This window comes from Ralstonia sp. GX3-BWBA (genome assembly GCF_003290055.1).
In the GTDB taxonomy this organism is placed as follows: domain Bacteria; phylum Pseudomonadota; class Gammaproteobacteria; order Burkholderiales; family Burkholderiaceae; genus Ralstonia; species Ralstonia holmesii.
On sequence record NZ_QMKS01000024.1, the window covers coordinates 271138 to 296926 of the forward strand.

General features: G+C 65.2%; 23 protein-coding genes and 1 pseudogene. 10 read left to right on the forward strand and 14 right to left on the reverse strand.

Annotation, left to right across the window (positions count from 1 at the left end; translation table 11 throughout):
- Positions 1-43: 43 nt before the first annotated feature.
- Together DOD19_RS23870 and DOD19_RS23875 are read right to left on the reverse strand one after the other, a co-directional pair.
- On the reverse strand, positions 44-1738 hold the full coding sequence (locus tag DOD19_RS23870) for an AMP-binding protein (protein WP_112188540.1): 1695 nt from the start codon (positions 1736-1738) through the stop codon (positions 44-46).
- A 61-nt stretch (positions 1739-1799) separates the two neighbouring features.
- Complete coding sequence (locus DOD19_RS23875) at positions 1800-2933, reverse strand: acyl-CoA dehydrogenase (RefSeq protein ID WP_024978310.1); 1134 nt, start codon at positions 2931-2933, stop codon at positions 1800-1802.
- A 171-nt stretch (positions 2934-3104) separates the two neighbouring features.
- On the opposite strand from DOD19_RS23875, the gene DOD19_RS23880 reads away from it, so the two are divergent.
- The gene (locus DOD19_RS23880; RefSeq protein ID WP_204360098.1) at positions 3105-4121 is read left to right on the forward strand and encodes an AraC family transcriptional regulator; all 1017 of its coding nucleotides are present in this window, start codon (positions 3105-3107) and stop codon (positions 4119-4121) included.
- Here the strand turns inward: DOD19_RS23880 and DOD19_RS27585 are convergent.
- The 5 genes from DOD19_RS27585 to cphA (DOD19_RS23905) form a co-directional block, all read right to left on the reverse strand.
- Positions 4097-4339: a hypothetical protein gene (locus tag DOD19_RS27585; RefSeq protein WP_162634447.1), complete on the reverse strand. Its 243-nt coding sequence runs from the start codon at positions 4337-4339 to the stop codon at positions 4097-4099. The two genes, DOD19_RS23880 and DOD19_RS27585, sit on opposite strands and share 25 nt — an antisense overlap.
- Positions 4284-4796, reverse strand: a complete 513-nt coding sequence (locus tag DOD19_RS23885; RefSeq protein WP_112188542.1) for a GNAT family protein — start codon at positions 4794-4796, stop codon at positions 4284-4286. The genes DOD19_RS27585 and DOD19_RS23885 overlap by 56 nt, the downstream gene beginning before the upstream one ends.
- Positions 4793-5407 (reverse strand): flavin reductase family protein, encoded by a 615-nt coding sequence (locus tag DOD19_RS23890; RefSeq protein WP_024978307.1) that lies wholly within the window; start codon positions 5405-5407, stop codon positions 4793-4795. Before DOD19_RS23890 ends, DOD19_RS23885 begins: the two co-directional genes overlap by 4 nt.
- A gap of 606 nt (positions 5408-6013) precedes the next feature.
- Complete coding sequence (cphA, locus tag DOD19_RS23900) at positions 6014-8581, reverse strand: cyanophycin synthetase (protein WP_112188544.1); 2568 nt, start codon at positions 8579-8581, stop codon at positions 6014-6016.
- Positions 8582-8634: 53 nt separating this feature from the next.
- A complete protein-coding gene (cphA, locus tag DOD19_RS23905) occupies positions 8635-11307 on the reverse strand; it encodes a cyanophycin synthetase (protein WP_112188546.1) in 2673 nt (890 codons plus the stop codon).
- Positions 11308-11598: 291 nt separating this feature from the next.
- Between cphA (DOD19_RS23905) and DOD19_RS23910 the strand changes: the two genes are divergently transcribed.
- Positions 11599-13905 (forward strand): ABC transporter ATP-binding protein, encoded by a 2307-nt coding sequence (locus DOD19_RS23910; RefSeq protein WP_239498091.1) that lies wholly within the window; start codon positions 11599-11601, stop codon positions 13903-13905.
- A gap of 22 nt (positions 13906-13927) precedes the next feature.
- On the forward strand, positions 13928-14398 hold the full coding sequence (locus DOD19_RS23915) for a DUF1854 domain-containing protein (protein WP_204360105.1): 471 nt from the start codon (positions 13928-13930) through the stop codon (positions 14396-14398).
- Positions 14399-14430: 32 nt separating this feature from the next.
- On the opposite strand, the gene DOD19_RS23920 is transcribed toward DOD19_RS23915, so the two are convergent.
- Positions 14431-15573: a serine hydrolase gene (locus tag DOD19_RS23920; RefSeq protein WP_112188552.1), complete on the reverse strand. Its 1143-nt coding sequence runs from the start codon at positions 15571-15573 to the stop codon at positions 14431-14433.
- Between the two features lie 195 nt (positions 15574-15768).
- Here DOD19_RS23920 and DOD19_RS23925 point away from each other — a divergent pair, with 195 nt between their 5' ends.
- On the forward strand, positions 15769-17382 hold the full coding sequence (locus DOD19_RS23925; protein WP_112188554.1) for a glucan biosynthesis protein D: 1614 nt from the start codon (positions 15769-15771) through the stop codon (positions 17380-17382).
- Positions 17383-17434: 52 nt separating this feature from the next.
- Here DOD19_RS23925 and DOD19_RS23930 read toward each other — a convergent pair whose 3' ends face one another.
- Both DOD19_RS23930 and blaOXA read right to left on the reverse strand, forming a co-directional pair.
- The gene (locus tag DOD19_RS23930) at positions 17435-17878 is read right to left on the reverse strand and encodes a hypothetical protein (protein WP_112188556.1); all 444 of its coding nucleotides are present in this window, start codon (positions 17876-17878) and stop codon (positions 17435-17437) included.
- Between the two features lie 149 nt (positions 17879-18027).
- Positions 18028-18843, reverse strand: a complete 816-nt coding sequence (gene blaOXA, locus DOD19_RS23935; RefSeq protein WP_112188558.1) for an OXA-60 family carbapenem-hydrolyzing class D beta-lactamase — start codon at positions 18841-18843, stop codon at positions 18028-18030.
- Positions 18844-19039: 196 nt separating this feature from the next.
- On the opposite strand from blaOXA, the gene DOD19_RS23940 reads away from it, so the two are divergent.
- From DOD19_RS23940 to pcp, 3 genes are all read left to right on the forward strand, one after another.
- A complete protein-coding gene (locus DOD19_RS23940) occupies positions 19040-20638 on the forward strand; it encodes a hypothetical protein (protein WP_112188957.1) in 1599 nt (532 codons plus the stop codon).
- Between the two features lie 73 nt (positions 20639-20711).
- A complete protein-coding gene (locus DOD19_RS23945) occupies positions 20712-21131 on the forward strand; it encodes a MarR family winged helix-turn-helix transcriptional regulator (protein WP_112188560.1) in 420 nt (139 codons plus the stop codon).
- A gap of 79 nt (positions 21132-21210) precedes the next feature.
- Positions 21211-21858 (forward strand): pyroglutamyl-peptidase I, encoded by a 648-nt coding sequence (gene pcp / locus DOD19_RS23950; RefSeq protein ID WP_112188562.1) that lies wholly within the window; start codon positions 21211-21213, stop codon positions 21856-21858.
- Positions 21859-21928: 70 nt separating this feature from the next.
- Here pcp and DOD19_RS28025 read toward each other — a convergent pair whose 3' ends face one another.
- From DOD19_RS28025 to DOD19_RS23965, 4 genes and pseudogenes are all read right to left on the reverse strand, one after another.
- Positions 21929-22072: a hypothetical protein gene (locus DOD19_RS28025; protein ID WP_239498108.1), complete on the reverse strand. Its 144-nt coding sequence runs from the start codon at positions 22070-22072 to the stop codon at positions 21929-21931.
- Positions 22073-22130: 58 nt separating this feature from the next.
- Positions 22131-22547, reverse strand: a pseudogene (locus DOD19_RS23955) (NAD(P)H-dependent oxidoreductase); the annotation flags it as partial.
- On the reverse strand, positions 22544-22993 hold the full coding sequence (locus DOD19_RS23960; protein WP_112188565.1) for a GNAT family N-acetyltransferase: 450 nt from the start codon (positions 22991-22993) through the stop codon (positions 22544-22546). The gene DOD19_RS23960 and the pseudogene DOD19_RS23955, both read right to left, overlap by 4 nt.
- The gene (locus tag DOD19_RS23965; protein ID WP_024978295.1) at positions 22990-23487 is read right to left on the reverse strand and encodes a carboxymuconolactone decarboxylase family protein; all 498 of its coding nucleotides are present in this window, start codon (positions 23485-23487) and stop codon (positions 22990-22992) included. Before DOD19_RS23965 ends, DOD19_RS23960 begins: the two co-directional genes overlap by 4 nt.
- Before the next feature lie 78 nt (positions 23488-23565).
- Between DOD19_RS23965 and DOD19_RS23970 the strand changes: the two genes are divergently transcribed.
- The 3 genes from DOD19_RS23970 to DOD19_RS23980 all read left to right on the forward strand — a co-directional run bounded on the left by DOD19_RS23970 (position 23566) and on the right by DOD19_RS23980 (position 25778).
- Positions 23566-24084: a MarR family transcriptional regulator gene (locus tag DOD19_RS23970; RefSeq protein WP_112188567.1), complete on the forward strand. Its 519-nt coding sequence runs from the start codon at positions 23566-23568 to the stop codon at positions 24082-24084.
- Between the two features lie 103 nt (positions 24085-24187).
- A complete protein-coding gene (locus DOD19_RS23975; protein WP_112188569.1) occupies positions 24188-24856 on the forward strand; it encodes a PadR family transcriptional regulator in 669 nt (222 codons plus the stop codon).
- A 100-nt stretch (positions 24857-24956) separates the two neighbouring features.
- Positions 24957-25778: a siderophore-interacting protein gene (locus tag DOD19_RS23980; RefSeq protein ID WP_112188570.1), complete on the forward strand. Its 822-nt coding sequence runs from the start codon at positions 24957-24959 to the stop codon at positions 25776-25778.
- Positions 25779-25789 lie beyond the last annotated feature (11 nt).

Genomic DNA, 25789 nt, shown 5'->3' on the forward strand with positions numbered 1-25789 from the left:
TCGGTATCGGTAGCGGTGGCGGGTTCAATGCGGGATGGGCAAATCAGGCGAAGTCTTCTTCCCAGTACTCGCCGGGCATGCGGGCGGGCTGGGGGGTGCGTTCAAGTTCCAGGCGGCGCAGTTCCACGCGCCGGATCTTTCCGGAAATGGTCTTGGGCAGCTCACTGAACTGCAGGCGGCGGATGCGCTTGTAGGGGGCCAGCTTTTCGCGCGAGAAGAGGAACACGGCGCGCGCCAGTTCAGGGCCGGCTTCGTAGCCCTGGCGCACCGTCACAAACGCCTTGGGCACGGACAGGCGCAGCGGGTCGGAACTTGGCACCACGGCCGCCTCGGCAATGGCTTCGTGCTCGATCAGCACGCTTTCCAGCTCGAACGGGCTCAGGCGGTAGTCGGATGACTTGAACACATCGTCGGTGCGGCCCACGTAGACAAAGTAGCCGTCGTCGCGGCGCATGGCGACGTCCGACGTGTGGTAATAGCCGTTGCGCATCGCCTCGGCGGTGGCCTTTGCATTGTTGGCGTAACCCTGCATCAGGCCGAGCGGGCGGTGCGAGAGCGGCAGCACGATCTCGCCCTCGCTAGCCGGCTGATCATCATGGTCGACGAGTTCGACGCGGTAGCCCGGCAGCGGGCGCCCAACCGAGCCCGGCACCACCGGCTGCCCGGGCGTGTTGCCGATCTGGCAGGTGGTTTCGGTCTGGCCAAAGCCGTCGCGGATGGTCACACCCCAGGCGCTGCGCACGCGCTCGATGATCTCGGGGTTCAGCGGCTCGCCAGCGCCGACAATCTCGCGCAGCTTGACGGCATACGACGCCAGCGGCTCCTGCACCAGCATGCGCCACACGGTGGGCGGCGCGCACAGCGTGGTCACGTTAAAGCGCACCAGCACATCCAGCGTATCCTTCGGCACAAAGCGCGCGTAGTTGTAGACGAACACGCAGGCCTGCGCATTCCACGGTGCGAAGAAGCAGCTCCACGCATGCTTGGCCCAGCCGGGCGAGCTGATGTTCCAGTGGATATCGCCGGGCTGCAGTCCGATCCAGTACATCGTCGACAGGTGCCCGACCGGATAGCTCTGGTGCGTGTGTTCAACCAGTTTCGGCTTGGACGTGGTGCCAGAGGTGAAGTACAGCAGCAGCGGGTCGGTCGCCTTGGTCGGGCCGTCGGGAACAAACTGCGCGGGCGCCTCGTAGGCTGCGCCCAGGTCGACCCAGCCATCACGCTGCGCGCCCACCGCGATGCGCTTGACGCTCGCATCAACACCGTCGAACTTGTGCAGCTCCGCCGCGTCGACGACAACGCAGTTCGCACCGCCAAGTTCCACGCGGTCGCGCACGTCATCCGGCGAGAGTTGCGTAGTAGCCGGCAGCACCACCGCGCCCAGCTTCATCGCCGCGAGCATCACATCCCACAGTTCGACGCGGTTGGGCAGCATCAGCAGCAGGCGGTCACCCCGCACGATGCCCAGCCCGCGCAGGAAGTTCGCCATGCGCGACGAGCGCTCCGACATCTGCGCAAACGAAAGCTTCAACCCGCCGCTTTGCGGGTCATCAACGATCCACAGCGCCGGGTTGTCGTTGCCGCGCGCCATCACATCGAAGTAATCGAGCGCCCAGTTGAACGTGTCCAGCGTCGGCCACGCGAACTCGCGATACGCGCGGTCGTAGTCGGTGCGATGGCGCAGCAGAAAATCGCGCGCTTCCACAAAACCCTGTGCTGCAGATACCGCTTGGTTCATCGTCGTCTCCTGGTCGGCGCGTCTGCGCTCTTTCGTATTCGGTCGATGTGCGCGGTGCGTGCTAGACGTGCCGCGCGATCACCATCCGCTGGACTTCGCTGGTGCCTTCGTAGATCTGGGTAATCCGTGCGTCGCGGTAATGGCGCTCGACGGCGTAGTCGGCCAGGTAGCCATAGCCGCCGTGGATCTGGATGGCGTTAGAGCAGATTTCCTCGGCCAACTCGGACGCATAGAGCTTGGCCTGCGAGGCCTCCGACAGGCACGGCTTGTCTGCGCTGCGCAGGCGCGCCGCGTGGTGAACGAGCAGGCGCGCCGCGTTCAGACGCGTGGCCATGTCGGCCAGCATGTTGGCGATGGTCTGGTGCTCGCGCAGCGCTTTGCCGAACTGGATGCGCTCATTGGCGTAGTTGCGCGCGGCATCGAATGCGGCGCGGGCAATGCCCACGGCCTGCGCGGCAATGCCGATGCGCCCGCCTTCCAGGTTCGACAGCGCGATCTTCAGGCCTTCGCCGCGCTCGCCCAGCAGGTTCTCTTCGGGCACGGCGCAGTCTTCGAGCGTGATCGGGCACGTATCCGACGCGCGAATGCCGAGCTTGTGTTCCGGCCGCCCAACATGGAAGCCCGGGGTATCGGTCGGCACGATGAAGGCGGAGATGCCGCGCTTGCCGGCTTCGGGGTCAGTCACGGCAAATACGATGGCGATGTCTGCCCGCGCACCGTTTGTCACGAACTGCTTGTTGCCGTTGAGCACCCACTTGCCATCGCGCAGCACGGCACGCGTGCGCAGGTTGTTGGCTTCGGAGCCGGCGTGCGGCTCGGTCAGGCAAAACGCGCCAATCGCGCGGCCCGTGGCCAGATCCGGCAGGTAACGCGCCTTCTGCGCCTCGGTGCCGAATTTCAGGATGGGGCCGCAGCCGACCGAGTTGTGCACGCTCATCATCGTCGCGCTGGCAGCGCACCCGGCGGCAACCTCTTCCAGCGCGAGCGCATAGGCTACGTAGTCGGTGTACGAACCGCCCCACTCCGCCGGCACGATCATGCCCAGCAGGCCCAGCTCGCCCATCTCGCGCACCACGTCATCCGGCAGTGCAGCATCGCGGTCCCACTGCGCAGCGTTGGGCGCCAGGCGCTCGGTGGCAAAGTCGCGCGCAGCGTCGTGGATCATCCGCTGCTCTTCGGTATAGAAGTCGTCCATCGCTTGGCTCTTGCTTGGTTGCTGACCGGCGCCGCGTGACGCTGCCTCTGCAGGCGCCTTACACTGTGCAGCCTGCGGCGCTTGGGTTCGATGGGGAAAAAGTGTAGGCACGCGGCTGGGCGGCTTCGATGCCCGTCACGATCAACTTGCGTGAGCGGATTTGCCATACCGATGAAAAACAACGAAAAGGGAACCGTCTCTGTCAGCCTCGTCAACGAGGCCGTGACACGTGCGCGCGCGCATGGTGTGGACATGCAGCCCATCATGGCGGCTGCGGGCATCACGCCGCAGATGCTGGCTCAGCCGCGCAGCCGCGTGTCGTCTGCACAGTACGGCGCGCTGTGGGCCGGCATTGCGCAGGCCATGGACGACGAGTTCTTCGGGCAGGATGCGCACCCCATGCGCTGGGGCAGCTTCGTGGCGATGACGCAAGCGGCGCTCACGGCGCGCGCCGGGCGGCAGGCGCTGGCGCGGGCCGTGGGTTTTCTGCGGCTGGTGCTTGACGACCTGCATGTGCAGATCGAAGAAAGCCCGGACCGCGTGCGCCTCGTCTTCGTGCACCGCAAGGGCGCGCGGGTGCCGCCCATGTTCACCTACGCCACGTGGCTCATCATGGTCTACGGCCTGGTGTGCTGGCTGGTGGGGCGGCGTATTCCGTTCATTGCCGCGCGCTTCCGTTGTGCGGCGCCGCAAGATGCGCAGGAATACCGCCTGATGTTCTGCGACGACATGGCGTTCAAGCAGGACGCCTCGTACGTCGATCTTTCGCCGGGCTTCCTGGAACTGCCTGTCATCCAGACGGCAGCGTCCATCAAGACCTTCCTGCGCGATGCGCCGGGCAACTTCATCGTCAAGTACCGCAACCCGGATTCATTTGCGGCGCGCGTGCGCAAAATGCTGCGCAACCTGCCGGTCGCGAGTTGGCCGGCGTCTGACGCAATGGCGCTCAAACTGAACGTGGCCGAAGCGACGATGCGCCGGCGCCTGAAGCTCGAAGGCCACACGTATCAGTCCATCAAGGATGACCTGCGGCGCGACATTGCCATCGGCCAGTTGCAGGACACGCGCCGCACGATCGCCGACATTGCCATCGCTGTGGGCTTTGCAGAACCGAGCGCCTTCCACCGCGCCTTCCGCAAGTGGACGGGCATGCGGCCGACGGACTATCGGCTGGCCAGCGCAGACTGAGGCTGCGCAGCGACGGCGTCTTCGCTCGTGCCGCTAACTTCGCGCAGCGTCTCCAGAAAGGCCTTCAGCACCGGCGAGTGATCGTCCACGCGATAGTGCACGTATAGCGGCACGGCCGGCAGCGCGAAGGTGTGGCGGACCTGATGGCGTGCGCCTGACGGTTCAGGCGTCGAGCCGCAGCGCCATGTGTTCTTCGTCGTAGAAGTGATAGCCGACACGCATGGCGCGGCGCTCGATGCCGAAGGTCTCGAAACCCGCGTTGCGATACAGCGCTTGCGCACGCGGGTTTTCAGCGTTGACGCAGAGATGGATCTGCAGCACCTGCGCAGCACGCGCATGCGCAATGGCGGCATTCAGCAGACGGCTGGCAATACCGCCCCGCCGATGCGCGGGGTCAACAAACACGCCCCACAGCACGGCCTTGTGTGCGACTTGCGCGAGCGCTTCACGCCGCAACCCGGCAATGCCAATCAGTTCGTGCCCCGCAAAGGCACCAAACACGATCTGATGCGCAGTCGCCCGGATGCGGTTGCAGGTTTCTTCCAGCGTGCGCCCCAACTCTTCATCGTGCGTCGGCCAGATGGCGGTGGGCGCGTCTTGAATGGCCTTCAGGCGCAGCGCCTTGAAGGCTTCGGCATCGTCGTCGGTCAACGGGCGGATGGCGATGTCGCTCATGGCTGTTTGGCCTCCACGGTGAACGCATCGCCGGTCTCAAAGAATGCACCGCCTGCAAGGTAGTGCACGGTCTTGCTGCTCGCATCGGTGAAGTGCCAGCGGCCGTTGCTGAACAGCGCTGGGTCCGCCCACGCGGCTGTCACTTCAGCGATGAACAGGTCGTAGCGCTTCTCATTGTGCGGCTCGGGAATGACGCGGCATTCCAGCCACCCTGCGCAACCGGCTACCAGCGGCACGTCGATCGTGCGGGCGGGCATGGTGGCAAGGCCGAGCGCATCGAACTTGTCGCCGTCGCGGCCCGAGAGCGTACCGACCGCGAGTGTGGTTTCGGCGATGGCGCGGGTGGGAATGTTCAGTGCGAAGACACCGGAAGCTTCGATCAGCTCGCGAGTGAGGGTGCGGCTGTCGACCACGACAAGCACCTTGGGCGGGTCAAAGTCGAGTGGCATCGCCCAGGCGGCTGCCATGACGTTGCGCACCCCGTTGTGGGCACTGGTGACCAGCGTGGTCGGGCCGTGGTTCAGGAGGCGGTAGGACTTTGCCAGTTCTACTGGGGCGAGTGTGGGGGGATTGGGCATGATGGCGCGGGGACTGAGGGGAGGCGTCATCATAGGTCAATGATGTTGAGGGTGGTTTTGTGTTGGTTTTTTTGTTGGTGCATCCCTTGTTTCATCCCCTGCCGGGGCTGACTCACTTTCTTTGGTCTTGCCCAAAGAAAGTAAGCAAAGAAATGCGCGCCCGAGATGGCGAAAGATTCCTTGAATTTATGTCGCAGGGAGGGAGGGGAGGCAAACTCGCTGCGCTCAAACAGGCCTCCCCTCTTTTTCCTCCCTGCAACAGAAATTCAAGGCGCCATCTAGGGCCGGTACGTCAAAGGCCCAAAACAACGACCACACCCTCGGGGCGCCAGCCCAAACGACAAAGGCCAACCGCACGATGGGTTGGCCTTTCTCTTTTGACGTTGAGCCCTTGATGGCGCCTTGAATTTGCGTAAGCGGGCGGAAAAAAGGCGGGGAACTGTCTGAGCGCAGCGAGTTTTCCCCGCCTCCGCCCGGTTACGCAAATTCAAGGAGGCTTTCGCCATCTCGGGCGCGCCTTTCTTTTGCTTACTTTTCTTTGGCAAGACAAAGAAAAGTAAGTCGTGCCCGGCAGGGTACGAAAAGCGGATGGACCAAAAGAACAAAAACCCCAGCGAACCCCATCAACCGGGCCAAAACTCACTCAGCAACCCGCTTAGCAATATGCCCCAGCGCCTCCTCCACCTGATCAATCAAAATCAGGCAGAGATCACCCGGCTGCAACCGCCCCAGCGCCGTGTCGATCGCCAGAAATTCACCACGGATTTCATCAACACGGCTCGTGCGTGCCGCACCCTGTAGCCCTTCACGCAGCAGCGCCAATACCTCGCCATCCTCACGCCCACGCTGGCACTGGTCTTCGTACAGCACAACGTCGTCAAACACGCCGCCCAGAATCTGCGTCTGGCGGCGGATATCCTCATCGCGGCGGTCGCCCGCCCCGCTGATCACCACCGAGCGGCGCTGGGCCGGCATGGTGGCCACGGCGTTGCATAGCGCCTGGATGGCGTCGGGATTGTGGCCGTAGTCGGCGATGAGCGTGGCGCCCTTGTAGTCGAATACATTGAAGCGGCCGGGCGCGGTGGCGGCGTCGTTCACAAAGGTGGCGAGGCCGCGGCGGATGATCGCCCAGTCGATGCCAAGCGCCCACGCAGCGGCAACCGACGACATCGCGTTTTCAACCTGGAAGCCGATGGTGCCGTTGCGCGTGAGCGGAATGTCGGCCAGTGCGATGCGCGTTTCGTTGGCGCCTTCGGTGGCCACAATCTCGGCGCCGTCGACAAACACCACCCGCTTGCCTTGCGCGCGGTGCAGGGCCATGGTCGGCAGGCTGGCATCGTGCGCGAAGAAGGTGACTGAACCCGGGCAGCCGTCAGCCATGCGCGCGACCATCGGGTCGGCGGCATTGAGCACCGCCATGCCGCGCGGTGCCACGTTCTGCACGATCACGCTCTTGAGCACGGCCAGGTCTTCCACCGTGCTGATGTAGTTCAGGCCCAGGTGGTCGCCCTCGCCCACGTTCGTCACGACTGCCACGTCGCAGTGGTCGAACGCGAGACCTTCGCGCAGCAGGCCGCCGCGCGCGGTCTCGAAGACGGCGGCGTCGACGTCCGGATGCAGCAGCACGTTACGCGCGCTGCGCGGGCCGCTGCAGTCGCCGGTGTCGATGCGCTGGCCCTGGATGTACACGCCGTCGGTGCCGGTCATGCCCATGCGCAGGCCGCTGGTGGCGAGCAGATGTGTGATCAGGCGCACCGTCGTCGTCTTGCCGTTGGTGCCGGACACCGCCACCACGGGGATACGGCCGTCGTCGCCGTCGGCAAACATCGTGGAGATGATCGCCTCGCCCACGGCGCGGCCCTTGCCGTACGACGGCTGCAGGTGCATGCGCAGGCCGGGCGCGGCGTTGACTTCCACAATGCCGCCGGCCTGGTCCTCGAACGGCTTGAGCATCGTTTCGCACACGGCGTCCACGCCGCAGATGTCGAGGCCGACCATCTGCGCTGCCGCCACGGCACGCGCCGCGATGGCGGGGTGCACGTCGTCGGTCACGTCGGTGGCGGTGCCGCCCGTGGAGAGGTTCGCGTTATTGCGCAACACCACGCGCGTGCCCTTGGGCGGCACGGCGTCGGCGCTCAGGCCCTGCTTGGCGAGCGTGGCCAGCGCAATGTCGTCAAAGCGGATTTTCGTGAGCGACGTGGCATGCCCTTCGCCGCGTCGCGGGTCGCGGTTTACCTCGTCGACCAGCTCACGCACAGTGTGCTTGCCGTCGCCGATGACTTGCGGCGGATCGCGGCGCGCAGCAGCCACCAGGTGCTTGCCCACCACCAGCAGACGGAAATCGTGGCCCGGAATGTAGCGCTCGACGATCACGTCCGACGAAATGTCGGCCGCCACTTCATAGGCGGTCATCACTTCTTCGCGCGTGCGGATGCGCACGGCCACGCCCTTGCCCTGGTTGCCGTCGCGCGGCTTGACCACGACCGGGCCGTGGATTTCCTGCGCGGCTTCCCAGGCTTCCTCGGCGCTGCGCACCGAACGGCCCAGCGGCACCGGCACGCCGGCCGCGTGCAGCAGGGTCTTGGTCAGATCCTTGTCCTGGGCGATGGATTCCGCCACGGCGCTGGTCATATCGGTTTCGGCGGCCTGGATGCGGCGCTGCTTGCTGCCCCAGCCGAACTGCACCATCGAGCCCTGCGTGAGACGGCGGTACGGAATCCCGCGCGCCACGGCAGCGTAGACGATGGAACCGGTGCTGGGCCCCAGGCGCACGTCTTCGTCCAGCTCGCGCAGGCGGTGCAGCGCGTCGTCCAGATCGAACGGCTGGTCGTCGCGTGCGGCCAGGCAAAGTTGGCCGGCCAGCTCAAATGCCAGTCGGCCCACTTCCTCTTCGCTGTATTCGACGACGACCTGGTACGTGCCGGGTTCGAGCGTGGGCTCGGTATGGCTGAACGTCACCGGGCAACCGGCGGCGGCTTGCAGGCCCAGCGCGGCGGCTTCCAGCGCGTGCGCAATCGACGGTGCATCGGCTTCGTCATCCGGGCGCAAGGGGCCAATCGCCGGAAAGCGCGCGCGCAGGCGGTCTTCAAAGCCCGGCAGTTCGGCCAGCAGTTGGGATTGATCCGAGCAGGCCACGATGGCTTCGATGGCCGTATGGCGGCACCAGAGATTTGGGCCGCGCAAGGCCCGGATACGAGAGACTTCCATGCAATCAGCTTTCCGTTGTGCTTTGGGCGTTCTTTTGGATTCAGGCCCGATCGTCAGTTCTGGGATTCGGCGCGGCCCATCCACTGGTGTACCTGCTCGACGGTGCCCTCGATGGCGCACTCGTCGCATTGCAGGACCAGCAGGTCGCCTGCCGTGAGCTGCGAGAGCGCCGCATCCACGACATCCCGGCGCTTGGCCCCTTCGACGACGACTTCAGCCACGCGACCGCCTGCCTGCAACCCTTGCTTGAGCAGCGCGCGTGCTTGGCGATCGAACTCGGCATCGGTGCGCTTGACGCTGGCGTCTTCGCATAGCAGCACGCGATCGAACGTCTGGCCGATGACGGTGCCTTGCGCCACCAGGTCTTCGTCGCGGCGTTGCAGGCCGGCACCGAATACGAGCGTGCGGCGCTCGGCCGGGAAGTTGTCCAGCGCAGCGGCCAGGGCGTGCAGCGCCGAGGCGTTGTGCGCGTCATCCACCACGATGGTGGCGCCGTGGTGCTGGAACAGCGTGAAGCGGCCCGGCACATCCACCTGGCCCACATCAAAGGTGACGATACCGGCGCGCATCAGGTCGTTGGAAATGCCCAGCGCCCAGCCGGTGGCTACAGCGGCCAGCACGTTCTCAAGCTGGAACGGCACGCGGCCAGCGTAGGTCAGCGGAATGGCCGCCACATCGGCCAGTGCCAGTTCGGTCGAGCCGGTGGCGAGCACCACCTTGCCGTCACGCACGAACACGGCCCGTTTGCCAGCGGCGCGGTGCGCGGCAATCGCCTCCAGATCGCCCGACAACGCGAAGAAGATCACATCGCCGTCGCACAGGTCGGCCATTTCAACGAGGCGCGCATCGGCGGCATTGAGCACGCCCACGCCTGACTTCAGCACAACGTCAATCTGCGTGCGCAGAACGCTGTACATCCGGTCTTCGTCTTCGACGTAGAAGTCGCCCAGGTGATCGGGCTTGCCGAAGTTGGTGACCACGCCGACCTGGCAACGGTCATACGGCAATCCTTGCGAGAGGATCATGCCGCTGTCGCTCTCGAACACGGCGGCTTCCACCGCGCGATTCATCAGGATGCGGTGGCAGGCGTCCCACGCAGCGCGGTCGCCGTGACCGCCGCGGTTGTTGCTCGCCTCGACTTGGCGGCGGTCCAGGAACAGGCCATCGCTGCAGCCCAGGCCCGTGTGCTTGCCCGAGAGCTGCAGCAACTGCGCAACCAGCTTCGCGACGACGGTCTTGCCGTTGGTACCCGTGATGCCGACGATGGGAATGCGGCCGTCGTCCTGCACGCCGTCCTTGTCGGAAAACAGGTGGTCCACAATCGCGCGGCCCACAGGGCGTGGTTCGCCCTGGGCCGGCCGAATGTGCATCAGCAAACCCGGCCCGGCGTTGACTTCCACAATGGCGCCGCGCTGCTCATCGAGCGGGCGCGAGATGTCGTCGGCCACCAGGTCCACGCCGGCAATGTCGAGCCCGACCACCCGCGCCGCCAGCGATGCGTGTGCGGCCACGCTCGGGTGCACGCGATCGGTCACGTCAAAGGCGACGTTGCCATTGCGCTGGATCAGCACGCTGCGGCCTGCGGGCGGCACAGCGCTGCCGTCGGCATAGCCCTGGCGCTTGAGTTCGAGGAGTGCGGCAGAGTCCAGGCGCACGCAGTTCAGCGGGTGCTCTTCGGTGCTGCCGCGGCGCGGGTCGGAGTTGATCTGCGATTCGATCAGTTCTTCGATGGTCGAGGTGCCATCGCCGATCACCGACGCGGTTTCGCCCATCGCCGCCGCCGCCACACGGCCGCCCACGACCAGCAGGCGGTGTTCGTTACCGGAGACGAAGCGCTCAACAATCACGCCGTTGCCTTCCTCGATGGCCACGGCGTAAGCGGTTTCCACCTCTTCGCGCGTCATCAGGTTCGTGAACACGCCGCGGCCGTGGTTGCCGTCGTACGGCTTGACCACCACCGGCACGCCGATGTCTTCGGCCGCGTCCCAGGCGTCTTCAGCGTTGTCGACCATGCGGCCTTCGGGCACGGGCACGCCGCACGACTGCAGCAAGCTCTTGGTCAGGTCCTTGTCGCGCGAGATCGATTCCGCAATGGCGCTGGTGCGGTCGGTCTCGGCCGTCCAGATGCGGCGCTGGCGTGCGCCGTAGCCGAGCTGCACGAGGTTGCCGTCCGACAGGCGGATGGACGGGATATTGCGATCATCGGCGGCATCGACGATGCAGGCGGTGCTGGGGCCGAGGCAGTGCTCATCGACCAAGTCGCGCAGCGTTTCGACGGCCGCGTCCACGTCGAACGGGCGGTCTTCAATGGCGGCCATGACCAGATCACGGGCGGCCAGCAGGGCAGCGCGGGTCACGTCTTCGTGCCAGGCACGCACGATCACCTTGTAGACGCCGCGCACCGGGGTCTCGCGAGCCTTGCCAAAGCCGCCGGGCATGCCGGCCAGGTTCTGCAGTTCCAGGGTGACGTGTTCCAGGATGTGGCCGGGCCAGGTGCCTTCCTTCAAGCGCATCAGGAAGCCGCCGCGCACGCCGGGGCTGCAGCGGTGCTCGATCAGCGTCGGGAGCCATGTCGACAGGCGCTCGTAGAAGCCCGGAATCGTGTTGGAGGGAAAATCCTCCAGTTCACCAATGTCGACCCATGCCTCCAGCACTGGCCGATATGTCCACATATTCGGGCCGCGCAGCGACATGACATCGAGAATCTCAATGTCCTTCTTCTTCATTGAATTTGCTTGGAAAGCAGGGGGGCGATGTACGCGTGAATTGGTCCGTGGAATCGAACCGTTACCTTTCAATAACGTTACAACGGCGTCGGCGTTGACGTCTTGAGCCCGAAGTGCGTTGTGCAACGCACCAAATGTCCGGCTCGCGTGGCTATGTATACTTGCGAGCAAAATTTGCAGGCCGCAACAATTGCGACGCCGCACTCTTGCCTCGATTTATGTTCGTCCTTTTCCCGTTTTGGGCTGTTTTTTGGCCATTTGGACGCGCTTTTTGAATTCTTTGCGCCACTGATGACCCAGTCCTCCCCAACGTCCGCCCCCACCCTCGCCCGCGCTCAGGAACCCTGGAGTGTCGTGCTGGCCCCGAGCCTCGCTCCAGAAGAAACCGTCCTGGCCGGGCTGCAGCTGGATTTGGACGCAAGGTTGCATTTTACCCAAGGGTGGCTGGTTGTTACGAACCAGCGCCTGATCGGCCAAGCCCCTGGCGAAAAGGATTTGCAAAGCTGGGACATCGGCCCTGGCATGACGCTTGCCCACAGCGACCACGCCGGCGTTGGCACGCTGGAGCTGGCGGACGGCCAGCGCAGGCTGGCAAGCTGGCGCTACACGCTGGGCCACAACACCAACGCCCTGCGGCTGGCCGACGCCTTCGATGCGCAGCGCAACGCCCTGGCCACTGGCGCCCAAGCCGCACAGCCCGCCGCGGACATCTGCCCAACCTGCAAGGCGCCCCTCCCGCCCGGTGAAGACAACTGCCCGCAATGCAGCCGCGAACAGGAGCAGCCGCCTTCGACCTGGGCGCTGCTGCGCCTGTGGCGCTTCGCCCAGCCGTATCGGTGGGAATTGCTGGCCGGTTTCGCCCTGCTGCTGATCGGCACGGCCGCCACCCTGGTGCCGCCGTACCTGACGATGCCCTTGATGGACAAGGTGCTGATCCCCTATCAGAACGGGCAACCGGTCGATTACCGCCTGGTCACGCTCTACCTTTCCGGCCTGTTTGGCGCCGCGCTGGTGGCCTGGGTGCTGGGCTGGGCGCGCACTTATCTGCTGGCGCGCGTGTCCGAGCGCATCAGTGCCGACCTGCGCACGACCACCTACGAGCACCTGCTCAAGCTGTCGCTCGAATACTTCGGCGGTAAGCGCACCGGCGACCTGATGGCGCGCATCGGCTCGGAAAGCGACCGGATCAGCGTGTTCCTGTCGTTGCACCTGCTCGATTTCGCGACCGACGTGCTGATGATTGCGATGACGGCCGTCATCCTGGTCTCGATCGACCCCTGGCTTGCGCTGGTCACGCTGGTGCCGCTGCCGTTCATCGCGTGGATGATCCACCTGGTGCGCGACCGCCTGCGCCATGGCTTCGAGAAGATCGACCGAATCTGGTCGGAAATCACCAACGTGCTGGCCGATACGATCCCGGGCATCCGCGTGGTCAAGGCCTTTGCCCAGGAAAAGCGCGAGGTGACACGCTTTGCCGAGGCCAACAAGCACAACCTCGCGATCAACGATCGCGTCAACGCTGTGTGGTCGCTGTTTACCCCAACCGTGACGCTGCTGACCGAAGTCGGCCTGCTGGTGGTATGGATTTTCGGGATCTGGCAGGTCAGCCATGACGCCATTACCGTCGGTGTGCTGGTGGCGTTCCTGACGTATATCAGCCGCTTCTACACGCGCCTGGATTCCATGAGCCGCATCGTGTCCGTCACGCAGAAGGCGGCGGCGGGCGCCAAGCGCATCTTCGACATTCTCGACCACGTGTCGAGCGTGCCGGAACCGGTCAAGCCTGTGCACATCGAGAAGGTGGACGGGGCAATCGAGTTGCGCGACCTGGGCTTCCGCTACGGCAACCGAGCGGTGATCCGCGGCTTGAACCTGTCGATCCAGCCGGGCGAGATGATCGGGCTGGTGGGGCATAGCGGCTCGGGCAAGAGCACGCTCGTGAACCTGATCTGCCGCTTCTACGATGTGTCGGAAGGCGCGATCCGCTTGGATGGCACTGATATCCGATCGCTGCCCGTCTCGGAATTCCGTCGCAACATCGGCCTGGTGCTGCAGGAGCCGTTCCTGTTCTTCGGCACGATCGCCGACAACATTGCCTACGGGAAACCCGGCGCCACGCGCGAAGAGATCATTGCCGCCGCGCGTGCCGCCCACGCCCACGAGTTCATCCTGCGCCTGCCGCACGGCTACGACTCGCTGGTGGGTGAACGCGGCCAGGCGCTGTCGGGCGGCGAACGCCAGCGTATTTCGATTGCGCGGGCGCTGCTCATCAACCCGCGCATCCTGATCATGGACGAGGCCACGTCTTCCGTGGATACGACCACCGAGAAGGAAATCCAGAAGGCCCTCGACAACCTCGTGCAGGGCCGCACAACCATTGCCATCGCGCACCGTCTGTCGACGCTGCGCAAGGCGGATCGCCTGGTCGTCATGGATCGCGGCCAGATCGTCGAAGTCGGCAACCACGATGAGCTGCTCGCGCGCGAAGGGGCGTACTACAAGCTTTATCAGGCGCAGGCCCGCAATGTCGATGCCGACACCGATCTGACCAGCGACGGCGAGCGCGTGGACGCCGCCGCGCCGGCTTACGCGCAGTGATCCCCTATTTGAAATGACTGCGATGCAAACGCCCGATTTCACCCTGAGCCGCAATGGCTTCGGCAAGCTTGTGATGACCCTGGCCGACGGCACCATGCATGAAGGCGTAGTGCCCGTGCGCGCGTTTCCGATCTCCGCCGCCAGCGAGGGCTTGAGCCTGATGAGCACCGACGGCCGCGAGCTGGCGTGGATCACGCAGCCCGATGCGCTACCCGCGCCAATGCGCGCACTGATCGAAGCTGAACTCGGTGCGCGTGAATTCATGCCCGAAATCCGCAAGATCGTCGGCGTATCGACCTACGCCACGCCCAGCACGTGGACGGTGCAGACCGACCGCGGCCAGACCGACCTCGTGCTGCGCGGCGAAGAAGACATCCGGCGCCTGACCGGCACCACGCTGCTCATTTCCGACAGCCACGGCATCCACTACCTGATCCGCGACCTGCTTGCGCTGGACAAGCACAGCCGCAAGATCCTCGACCGGTTCCTTTAAGCCCGCGCAGCCACGCAACCGCGCAGCCGTCGTTACCGGGGCGACGGCTGCACGGCCGCCATGACCTGGTCGAGCAGGTTTTCGGCCTGTTTCCAGGTTGCACGCTGGTTGTAGTCGCCCGCCGTGGTGACGATCACCATGTCGAGCCCGGGCACGATCCACAGACGCTGGCCACCGTTGCCGATGCCGCCGATCCACGCCTGTTCGGTGCCGCCGGCCACCACCTTGCCGAGCCACCACTGATAGCCGTACTGCAGGCCCATGCCGGTGTCGATGTGCGGGCGCGTTGATTCGGCGATCCACGCGGCTGGCACGACTTGCCGCCCATTCCATTGGCCGTGCTGCAGCACGAGCTGACCGATGCGCGCCAGGTCTCGGGGGCGCAGGCGCACGCCGGCAAACGCCAGGGGGCGGCCACGGTAGTCGTCTACCCATTCCCAATCGGTGATGCCCAGCGGTTCGAACAGTTGCGTGCGCGCGTACTCCGGCAACGACATGCCGACGCGCTCTGCCAACAGCAGCGCCAGTACCGCCGTGTTGCCGCCGTTGTAGTTGAACTGCGTGCCAGCCGGAGCCGCCATCGGGCGGTCGAACACGTAGTGCGCCTGAGAGGTGTGCCAGAACAGTCCGAACTCGTCGTTGTTGAACAAGCTCGTCGCGCGCCATTCGTTCCAGGCAAGGCCGCTCGACATCGACAGCATCTGCGAGAGCGTAATCGCCTCACGGCCGTCGCGATTCAGGTCGGCCAGCCCCGGAAACAGCGACAACGCCGGTGTTTCGAGCGGCGGCATCTTCCCCTGCCCTTGCGCAATGCCCCACAGCAGGCTTGTCACCGATTTGCTGATCGAGCGGATGTCGTGAAGCGTGCTGGCGTCGAACGTGCGCGTGGTGCGGAACAGATCCTTCACACGCTCATCCTTGCCGGCGTGATAGACCTCCGCCACCAGACGGCCATGACGCACCACGAGCAGGCTGTGGAAGTTGATATCGGCATCGGCAAAATTGCGCAGGACGGCGCAAAGGCGGCCGGCTTCGAAACCGGCTGCGGCAGGGTCGGCTTCGGTCTGCCAGCCATCATTCAACTGGGCGGGCGGCTCGCAAGGTGCCGCCCGGGCGCCGCATGCCGCGCAAACCAATGCCAAAGCGATGCCGATGCTGCGCAGTCGTAGCGTCATCCCAGCCCCCGTTGATATGTCACCAAGTATCGTAACCGGCACTTGCAGGTGCAAGCCCGCTGCGATGAACTGTCGATTTGGGCGTCCGAACGGCAGCGGATCGGCCATCCGGGGGAGCTTCCAGCCCGCGCCGGAACCTGGGCCCGCGTTACCATGTCGGACCCTTCTTATTCATCAGTCACATCACAGGCACCTATGGTCACACGTCGAACCCTTCTTGCCTCCGCATCCGTTACCGCCACGCTGGCGGCACTCGGCATCACGCCCGAGGCGCTGGCCGCAAATCGCGTCAAGCTGGGCGATGCCGCGCCGTTTTCTTTCGATGCGCTGATCGAACGCGCCCGCACAATGGCCGCCAAGCCGTACACGCCGCCCGCCACGGCGCCGGCCGACATCCTGGCCAAGATCGACTACGAAGCGCACGGCAAGATCAAGTTCGACACCGCCCACGCGCTCTTTGCCGACGGTCCGGGCCAATTTCCGGTGACGTTCTTCCACCTGGGCACGTTCTTCCGCGCGCCGGTACGCATGCATGTGGTGGAAAAAGGCGCCGCACGCGAGATCGTCTACGACGAGTCGTACTTCGACATGCCCGCCGACAGCCCGGCGCGCAAGCTGCCGCGCGGCAGCGGCTTTTCCGGCTTCCGCTTTCAGGAAAGCCGTCTGGGCGATCAGAAAAAACTCGACTGGAAAAAGAACGATTGGGTTGCCTTCCTGGGCGCATCGTACTTCCGCGCCATCGGTGAGCTGTATCAGTACGGGCTCTCCGCACGCGGGATCGCGCTCGACGTTGCGCAGGCCGGCAAGCCGGAAGAATTCCCCAATTTCACGCACGTGTGGTTCGACACGCCGGCAGACAACCGCGCAGATTCCGTGACGATCTACACGCTGCTCGACGGGCCGAGCATCACGGGTGCATACCGCTTCGTCATGCACCGCACGAAGGGCGTGGTGATGGACATCGATACAGCCATCTTCCTGCGCAAGGACGTGGACCGTTTCGGCATCGCGCCTGCCACGTCGATGTACTGGTTCTCGGATACCGCCAAGGGCACCGCCACCGACTGGCGCCCCGAAGTGCACGACTCCGACGGCCTGGCGCTCTGGACCGGCACAGGCGAGCGCATCTGGCGCCCGCTGAACGATCCGCCGCGCACGATGGCGTCTGCCTTTGGCGACAACAACCCGCGCGGCTTCGGCCTGCTGCAGCGCGATCGCGATTTCAACAACTACCAGGACGGCGTGCACTACGAGCGTCGCCCGAGTTTGTGGGTCGAGCCGCTGGAGGGCTGGGGCGAAGGCGCCGTGCAGCTCATCGAGATCCCGACCGACGACGAGATCCACGACAACATCGTCGCCATGTGGGTGCCGAAGGCACCGGCACGCGCGGGCAGCCAGTACCGGCTGCGCTATCGCCTGCACTGGCTGGCCGATGAGCCGTATCCGACGCAACTGGCGCGCTGCGTGGCCACGCGCATGGGCAACGGCGGCCAGCCGGGCCAGCCGCGCCCGCACGGCGTGCGCAAGTTCATGGTCGAGTTCAAGGGCGGCCCGCTGGAGAAGCTGCCCTTCGGCACCAAGCCGGAGGCAGTGCTCAGCACCTCGCGCGGCACGTTCTCGTACGTGTTTACCGAAGCCGTGCCGAACGGCGTGCCGGGCCACTGGCGTGCGCAATTCGATCTGACGGTCGATGGGAAGGAACCGGTGGACATGCGATTGTTTTTGCGTGTGGATGGCAAGCCGCTGTCTGAGACCTGGCTTTACCAATACCACCCGTTCCAATCGCCGGTGGGGCCGGTGGCGTCGTAAACGCCATCGCGGCGGCCAGCAAACAAAGGCGGGAGATTCCCGCCTTTTTTCATTACTGGTAGGCGAGTGTCACCACCGCAAGCGCTGATTCCACTCCCGGCGCGCGCGACAAGGTCAGCGTGCCGTTGTTTGCCGCGAGCAGGTTGGCCTTGAAGCCGGCGTACTTGACGAGGACGTCCGCCTTGCCCCGCGAATCACCCACCCGCAGAGGCCGGAGCGATGACGCCGCGCGTGCCTCCACCGACACATCAAGCGGCACCACGCGCACCGCAGACGAGCGAAAGTCCAACACCACCTGGTCGCCGGACGACGACGGGCTCGCCTTCAAGAGGTTCTCCGCACCGGTGCGCTGGGGCGCAGCCTGCACGTGGAACCCAGCCTCGACGATGGTGCCGCTGAAATGGATCACGCCGCTCTGGCTGCCGCCCGCCAGCGCACCACCTGCTCCGACGGCCGCTGCCACGGCGACGGCCATTGCCTTGTAGACCTTGAACATGAGGACCCCCGATGTGTTGCATCCGTCCGTTTCCGTACGGGCCGGCGCAATAGTTTTTAACGATTTGCATCGTCCTCAGGATCGATCTCATTGTGGATTGCTGGCATCCCTGATTGCGAATCAGACGGCTGAGCCTGCAGACGCAATTCTTACGGCGCCGGCCACACCTCCAGCGCCTGCATCAACTGCTTGCCCAACGGAATACGCTTGGCCATGTCGCCCTCACGCGGCATGTCGATGTTCAGTGCGAAGGCATAGACGCGCCCGGCACGTTCCACCCAGCCGACCCACCAGCCGATCTCCGGCTGATACTCCGTCGCAACGCCCGTCTTGGCATACAGCGCGGCGTCGCCCTGCTGCTCGATCAACAGCATGCGGTGGACCAAGTCCCAGGTGCGCGGCTTCACCGGCAACTGCTTGAGCGCCATGCGGCTGGTGAAGCGCGCTTCTTCGAATGCGGAAATCTCCAGCGGGCCGCGTAGCCAGAATTGATCGATCACACTGCCGAGTTGCCGGTTGCCGTAGTCGAACGCATCGACGTAGGCTTGCATGCGTTCAAAGCCCACGCGGCGCGCCACCTCCTGGTAGATCGGCACGGCCGACAGGCGGATCGCCTCGGGCAACGCCATGTCGTGCTCCCACTGCTTGTAAGGCTGCGGCTTGCCGCCGTAAGGCAGCACCTCTTGATCGTCGCGCACGGCTCCGGTGTCGAAGGCGATCAGGCTGTTCGGAATCTTGAACGTGGATGCCGGGTGGATGCGCCGCGCGGCCCGCGCCGGGTCAACGACGTACGTGCGATCAGCGCTGATGTCCATCAGCACAAAGGTGCCGGAGACGCCGGCGGCGTCGAACACGCGCTTGAGGTCATTGCGCACGACCAGCTCGGCATGGGCAGTGGCGGTGCTCATGGCAACGGTGCAGGCCGTGAGGGCAAACGCGAAGGTCTTCGACCAGCGAGAGAACATGAAACGCTCCTTGAAGTGGGTGGATGGCTGCCGGCCACCGTCGATGCGCAGATGAGCCGGCGCTGCGCATCGTAGGGAGCGCGCCGTGCCGCCGCCAGCGTGCAGGACACGCCGCACGTCACGCGCGTAACGCCTGTAACAAGGGGCTTGGCGCACAATGGCGCCACGTTTCGTTTCGCTTCGCCTGATTGCCTGCATGACGCCGCCTGCCCTGCCCGCCCTCCATGTCGAGCTGACCACCCCGCAAACCGTGGATGGCCGGCGCGCGCCGTTCCAGAGCCTGTGGTTGCTGGTGCGGCTGGCATACGCGCATCGTCTGTCGCCGGAGCAACCGCTGGTGCGCCTGGCCGACCTGCGCGGCGCCGTGTCGGACGCCAGCACGCAGCGCATGATGATCAGCCGCGCGTTTCGCGACTGGCAGAACTGGGGCGTGCAAGCTGGCTGGGGTGAACAGCGCGACCGCGAGCCGCGCTTCCTCAACGCAGATAAGCGCAGCCAAGGGCCCTTCTGGCTCGCACCCGAAGACGCGGCACGCGTGGTCTGCGTGGTTGAAGGACGGATTGCCGATGACGCCGATGTGCGCGCCTTCCTCGGGATTGCCGCCCCAGATGGCAGCACGGACAACAGCACCGATGCCAACGCCAGCGCGCTGTCCGGCCCGGCGCCTGGCACGCCCAACCCCGCGTTCTGGCACGCCTTTCTGACCGCGCGCCACGCCATGCGCGAAGGCCGCCTGTTGCATGCACTGGGCGCCAGCACAAGCGCGTCCGATACCGAGCGCGGCGGTGCCCTGCTCGCGCTGCGCCACGCCAGTGACGCCGCCGACAACGACTTCCAGCGCGCCCTCGTCACTCTGGGCGAGGCGATGGCCGCTCGCCGCCTGGGCGATTCCACACGCGCCAGCGCCCTGCTCTCGCAACTGCGCGCGCACCGCCGGCAACGCCACGTGCTCGGCAACGATTACCTCGCCGCCATGGAGCGCATCGTCACCGCATGGTGTGCGTATGACCGCCGCGACCTCGACCTCGCCGCCGGCCTGCTTGCACGCCTGGCCGATGCCGAGTCCGGCCGCAGCCTGCTGCGCTACCACCCGCAGATCCGCTTCGAGTGGAACAACCTCAACGCCCTCATCGAGCGTGCCCGCCTGCTCTATGCCGACTCAGACGGCACTGCTTTGGACGTACGCGCCCAGGCCGCACAGCGCATCGTCGCGCAATTCGAAACCGCGCTGGCTGCCGCATTGGAGAGCCAGGCGTCGGACGCTGTGCAGCAGGTTGCCGCCAATCTCGGCATGACTTGCTGGCTGCTGCGCGATGTGCTCGGCGACTCAACGCATGCCGACGGCACGGTCGACGCCGTCCGTTGGCTGGCCATGAGCGAATGGCAGGCGCTGCGTAACGGTGGGCCGCTGCAATCGGCGTGGAACGCCATCGCGCTGATGCGGATAGCACGCGCCGACACGCGCCGCGCGGCGCTCACGTTGACCGACATCCGCACGCAGGCCGGCCCATTTGCCGAAGCCTTTGACGCGCGCTACTGGCCGCAGCGTTGGACCGACGTGGCCGCACTGCGCCTGCGCGAACACGACAGCGGCCGGCATCGCTACGGCCACGTGCAAGTGAGCGGGTTACTGCTGGAGCTGGCATGGTTTGCCCACGCCGACGGCGATCACGTCACCGCCCGCACGACGATGGACCGCCTCTCGCAAACCATGCAGGACCTGGCGCCGCACGATCGCGCGTACTTCGTCCAGGCGCTGAAGCAGCTTACGCACACGGCAGAAGCGGCGCCTTAGGCTGCACCCAGAGCACATCGACGGGCGGAAAACTTCGTTGCATACCTAACGATTTATCGCTAGACTGCCGCACATGTTCGATCACTGCCTGTACTTCAATACCACCGCGCTGGCGCGCTCCGTCGAGCGCGAATGGACTGCCGCGTATGCGCCGTTCAGCCTGACGCCGCCCCAAGGATTTGTGCTGCGCGTGGTACTCAAGCAGCCCGGCGTACTCAACCGCGAATTGGCCGAGGTGCTGGGCATTGCGCGGCCCACCGCCACGCGTCTTGTCGACGGCTTGATCGCCAAAAGTCTGGTGGAGCGTCAGCCGTCTGCAGAGGACGGCCGCGAGTGGAACCTCTTCCCCACGGATGCGGCGCGCAAACTGGAAACCGCGTTGCAGGCCGCGAGCGCCAAGGTGGCGCGGCGCGTGCGCGAGCATGTCGGCGCCGGGGCGTTCGACGATACGGTGCAGGCCATCCGTGAGGTCCGCAGTGCACTGAACACGTAAAGCAATCGGGGGCGGCATGTGCCGCCTTTTTTATTGGCAAATAGTTGCATCACTACGCATCTAACCAAGGAGCGACCGTATGTCCGCCGTTCTCGTCACCGGCATCGAGCCATTTGAATCCGACCCGACCAACCCATCGTGGGACATCGCGCAGGCGCTCGACGGCATGCAGGTTGATGGCGCAGTCATCGTGGCGCGGCAGTTGCCGTGCGTGTTTGGTCTCGCCAACGAAAAATTGGTGGAAGCGATCGAGGACACATCGCCCACTCTCGTATTTGCGCTCGGCCTAGCCACGGGCCGAACGGAGATTTCGGTGGAGCGCGTGGCCATCAACGTGATAGATGCACGCATTCCGGACAACGCGGGCAACCAGCCGGTTGATACGCCGGTGGTAGCAGGTGGGCCGGCGGCGTATTTTTCCACGCTGCCGATCAAGGCCATCGTACAAACGTTGCGCGAGGCAGGCGTGCCGACGGGCGTGTCGCAGAGTGCTGGCACGTACAACTGCAATCACCTGTTCTATGGTTTGATGCACCACATTGCAACGCGCGCGCCGCACGTGCGCGGCGGCTTCATTCACGTGCCGACGACGCCCGAGTTGGCGGCCCGCCATGCGGGCCGGCCGAGCCTGTCGATCGATACCCAGATCAAAGGGATACTTCTGGCGGTGCGTACGGCGCTGGCCACGCAGGCGGATCTCAAGATGAGCGGCGGTGCGGTGCACTGACACGCATGATGGCAAGTGGCAGCCCAGGCGCCACAGGCGAGCCACGCTTTTTTCTTTCGCGCGACAACCCTCAAGCCACCAGCGGCATGAGCAACATCCGCGCAGCCAGTTCCTGTCGGAAGCCTTCCAACGCCCGCACGGCGGAATCGGCGCCGCGCGCAGTGTTCTGCAAGCGGATGCCTTCCACCTGATGGATGCCCACCGTGGCAAACACATAACGGCATCAGAAAATCGGTCTGCGCGTGGGCGCCATCAAAGTTGCCGCCGGAGGCAGACACCACCAGCACCGAACGATCGGTCAGCATGCCCACTTTGCCCGTCGGCGTGCGCCGGAACGTGCGTTCGGGCCGCACCACCAAGTCGATCCACGCCTTCAACGCCGAAGGCACTGTGTAGTTGTGCACCGGCGTGGAGATCAGCACGGCATCCGCCGCTTCCAGTTCGCCGATCAGCGTTTCCGACAACGCAAGCGCTGCGCGGTGCGCTGCAGTGCGGTCGGCATCGGGCATGAGGCTGGCCTCGACAAAGCCGGCGTCGGGATGCGGCAGCGGTGTCGCCGCCAGGTCGCGCTCGATGATGCGCAGGCCACCGACGGCTTCGGCCAATTGTGCAATCACCAATTTCGCGCCACGCCGGCTGTGCGAGCGATCGTCGCGCGGGCTCACGGTCACATGTAGCAGTGTCGTCATCGGGACGCTCCACGTTGCGTGTTCATGCCAAAGCGCAAGGCACCTGCGAGCAGCCCGTTGCGATAGTAGAAGCGATGGCCGAGCACGTTGGACAGCGGCGTGTCGAGCACGAGCCGTGCACAGCCCAGGCGCTCGGCTTCAACCTTGAGGTGGTCCATCAGCACGTTGCCGAGGCCGCTGCTGCGCAGGTTGGCATCGGTCACCAGATCGTCGACATACAGGAACGAACCGTAGACGAGATTCTCCTGCTGCCGATAACCCGCCAGCGCAACTGGCACGCCATCGCGCCAGACGGCGATGAGGCGATAGCCGTCTTCCACCTGCCGGCGCCAGCGCGCGGCCAGCTCGTCGGCGTCGGCAAGATGCGGCCGCAGTTGATGCATGACGGGAAAGCACGCACGCAACGCGGCTTCGTCTTCGATGGGGCGGATGGTGTCCATGGTCATGCTTCCTCTGCGGCCACGGCGGCGGGCACCTGCGGCGCAAAGCGCATCGCAACGGCAATACGGTTCCACGCCTGGATGTTAGCGACGGCGGCCGTGAGGAACGCGACTTCCGTCCTGGAGAAATGCTCAAGCACGGCGTCGTATTCGCCATCTTCCACGCCGTGGTCGGAGGCGCGGGCCAGCGTGGTCAGCGCTTCCGTCCACGCCAGCGCGGCACGCTCGCGCGGCGTAAACACCGCCGGCGTGTCGCGCCAGACCGCCACCAGATCGAGCTTGGCCGGCACCACGCGCAGCTTGCGCGCCAGGTTCAGATGGAATTGCACACAGAACGCGCAGCCGTTGATTTGCGAAGCGCGCAGCTTGACGAGTTCGGTCAGCGGCTTTTCCAGCCCTGAGGCATCGACTGCCTTGCCGAGCGCCTGCAACGCCGGCGCCACACCGACGACGGTATCGACAAATTCCGAGTAATCCATGCGAGGGGAGAGATCTTCCATGTCTGGCTCCTGTTGAGGGGTCCGGGTTGGAGGAATGGTAATATCAATGCTCGAACATCATATTCGAACTCTTACATCATGAGCAAGCGCACCCCTGCCGCCGGCAAGGAAAACGACACGCCACGCAACTTGCCCGCCATCCCCGAGCCCGGACAGGGCAAGCGCGGTGAAGAAGGCTATCTCGGCTACCTGTTGCGCCAGGCCAGCGCCGCCCACCGGCTACGCATGGAGCGCGCCATGGCCGATGTAGGCGTCACCCTCCCGCAATTCCTAGTGCTCACGATGCTCCGCGCCTACCCCGGCATCTCGAACGCCGACCTCGCCCGGCTGACCATGCTGACGCCCCAGACGGTGAGCGTGATCGTTACCAACCTGGAGCGCAGCGGCGCTATCACGCGCCGGCCCCACGCCGTGCACGGCCGTATCCAGCACATCGACGTCACACCGGAAGGATCGGCCCTGCTTGCCGCGTGCCGAGAACGCTCGGGCGGCATCGAGCAGGACTTGCTGGAAGGGTTCTCGCCCAAGGAAGAAGAGGTCGTGCGGCGTTGGCTCGTACACGTCGCAAGACTCGGTAGCGACAAACCCGCCCCCTGATCCGCACGTCTTTTTTCTCCGCTGTCCTTGACTTCTGGATCGCCGACACTATCATGCGATATATCTTAAGATATATCTGATGATGCTCTTCAGGAGAATGGCAATGCGCGGATGGTTTGGACATCACCACAAAATGTGGATTCAAAAACACTTCATGATGGGTCGCCATGGCCATGGCGGACACGGTTTCGGGCGAGGCATGGGCGGCTTTGGCGGCCCCGGGGGCTACGGCGAAGGCGATGACGAAGGCGGCAGCCCGTGGCGCGGCCGCCGGCTCAGCTCGGCCGACCTGCAGCTCGTGCTGCTGGCGATGCTCAAGGGCACGCCCCGCCACGGCTATGAATTGATCAAGGCGGTGGAAGAGCATTCGCTCGGCTTCTACACGCCAAGCCCGGGCATGGTGTACCCGGCGCTGTCGTATCTGGAAGACCACGGTTTTGCTTCCGTCACGGTCGAAGGCAACAAGAAGCGCTACGGCATCACGCCCGACGGCGAAACATGGCTGGCCGAACGCCAGCACAGCGCCGATGCCATCCTCGCGCAACTGCGCGCCATGGGCGAGCGTGTGAAGCGCATGAACGAAGCCATGGCTTTCGACCGCGAAACCGACAACGCCGCCGAATGGACGGACACAGGGCACGACCCGTTACGCACGGCGCGCTGGCGCCTGAAGTTCGCTCTCATGGAAAAACGCTTCGCCTCGCGCGAAGAACAGCAGCGCGTGGCAGACATCCTGCTACGCGCTTTGAAGGAAATTACCGGCGAGCGGTAAGCAGCAAGCAGCAGCCGTTCAGCCGCCCGGGGGACGTTTCGTCGTCCGGGCCACCGCCTCGGTCCCCCGGTCACAGCCTCGGGCCACTTCGCAGCCATCTATGTTTGCCTTCAATCGCACACAAGGTCTCATGTCGCAGCTGCTCAGTTCTGTCAAACCCGCCACACGCCGCATGCGTGTGCGCGCCATCCATACGCTGTCCCCGCGCATGCGCCGCGTCGTGTTTACCGGCGTAGCCGCTGCGGATCTCGCCGATCTGGCGGGTGCTGCACCGGGCGCAGCCATCAAGCTGATGTTTCCGCACGATGCCACAGGCACCGGGCGCACGCTGGGGCGCGCTTACACCATCCGCCGCTATCACGCGGCGCGCGATGAACTCGAAATCGATTTTGTCGTGCACGACGAAACGCCCGCCGCGCAGCACGGCCCTGCCGCACGCTGGCTCGAACGCGCCGCCCCCGGCGATGAAGTGGAATTTGCCGGCCCCAAGCGCGGCTTCCGTGCCGACCCTGCTGCACCGTGGACGCTGCTCATCGGCGATGAAACTGCGTTGCCCGCCATCTTCGCGATTCTGGAAACCTTACCCGCGCACGCGCAGGTGCTGACCTATATCGCCATTGGCGACGCCCGCGCCAGACTGCCCCTGGAAGGCGCCTTGGCCGGGCACCCGCGCAGCCGCAGCATCCATTGGGTGGAGAGCGATACGGCGCACGCCGGTGCCATGATGGTCGGCGCACTCAGTGCCCAATCCATGCCGACCGGCACGCCACAGGTGTTCCTGGCCGGCGAGGCGTCCTTGCTCAAGCAGGTCCGCACGCTGCTCGAAGGCGCCTGGGCGGTGCCCCGCGACGCCATCGACGCCAAGGGCTACTGGACGGCCGGGCTCTCGCGCGAAGAACGCAAGGCGGCCGAGGCGCGTTGATCTTCGCGTCG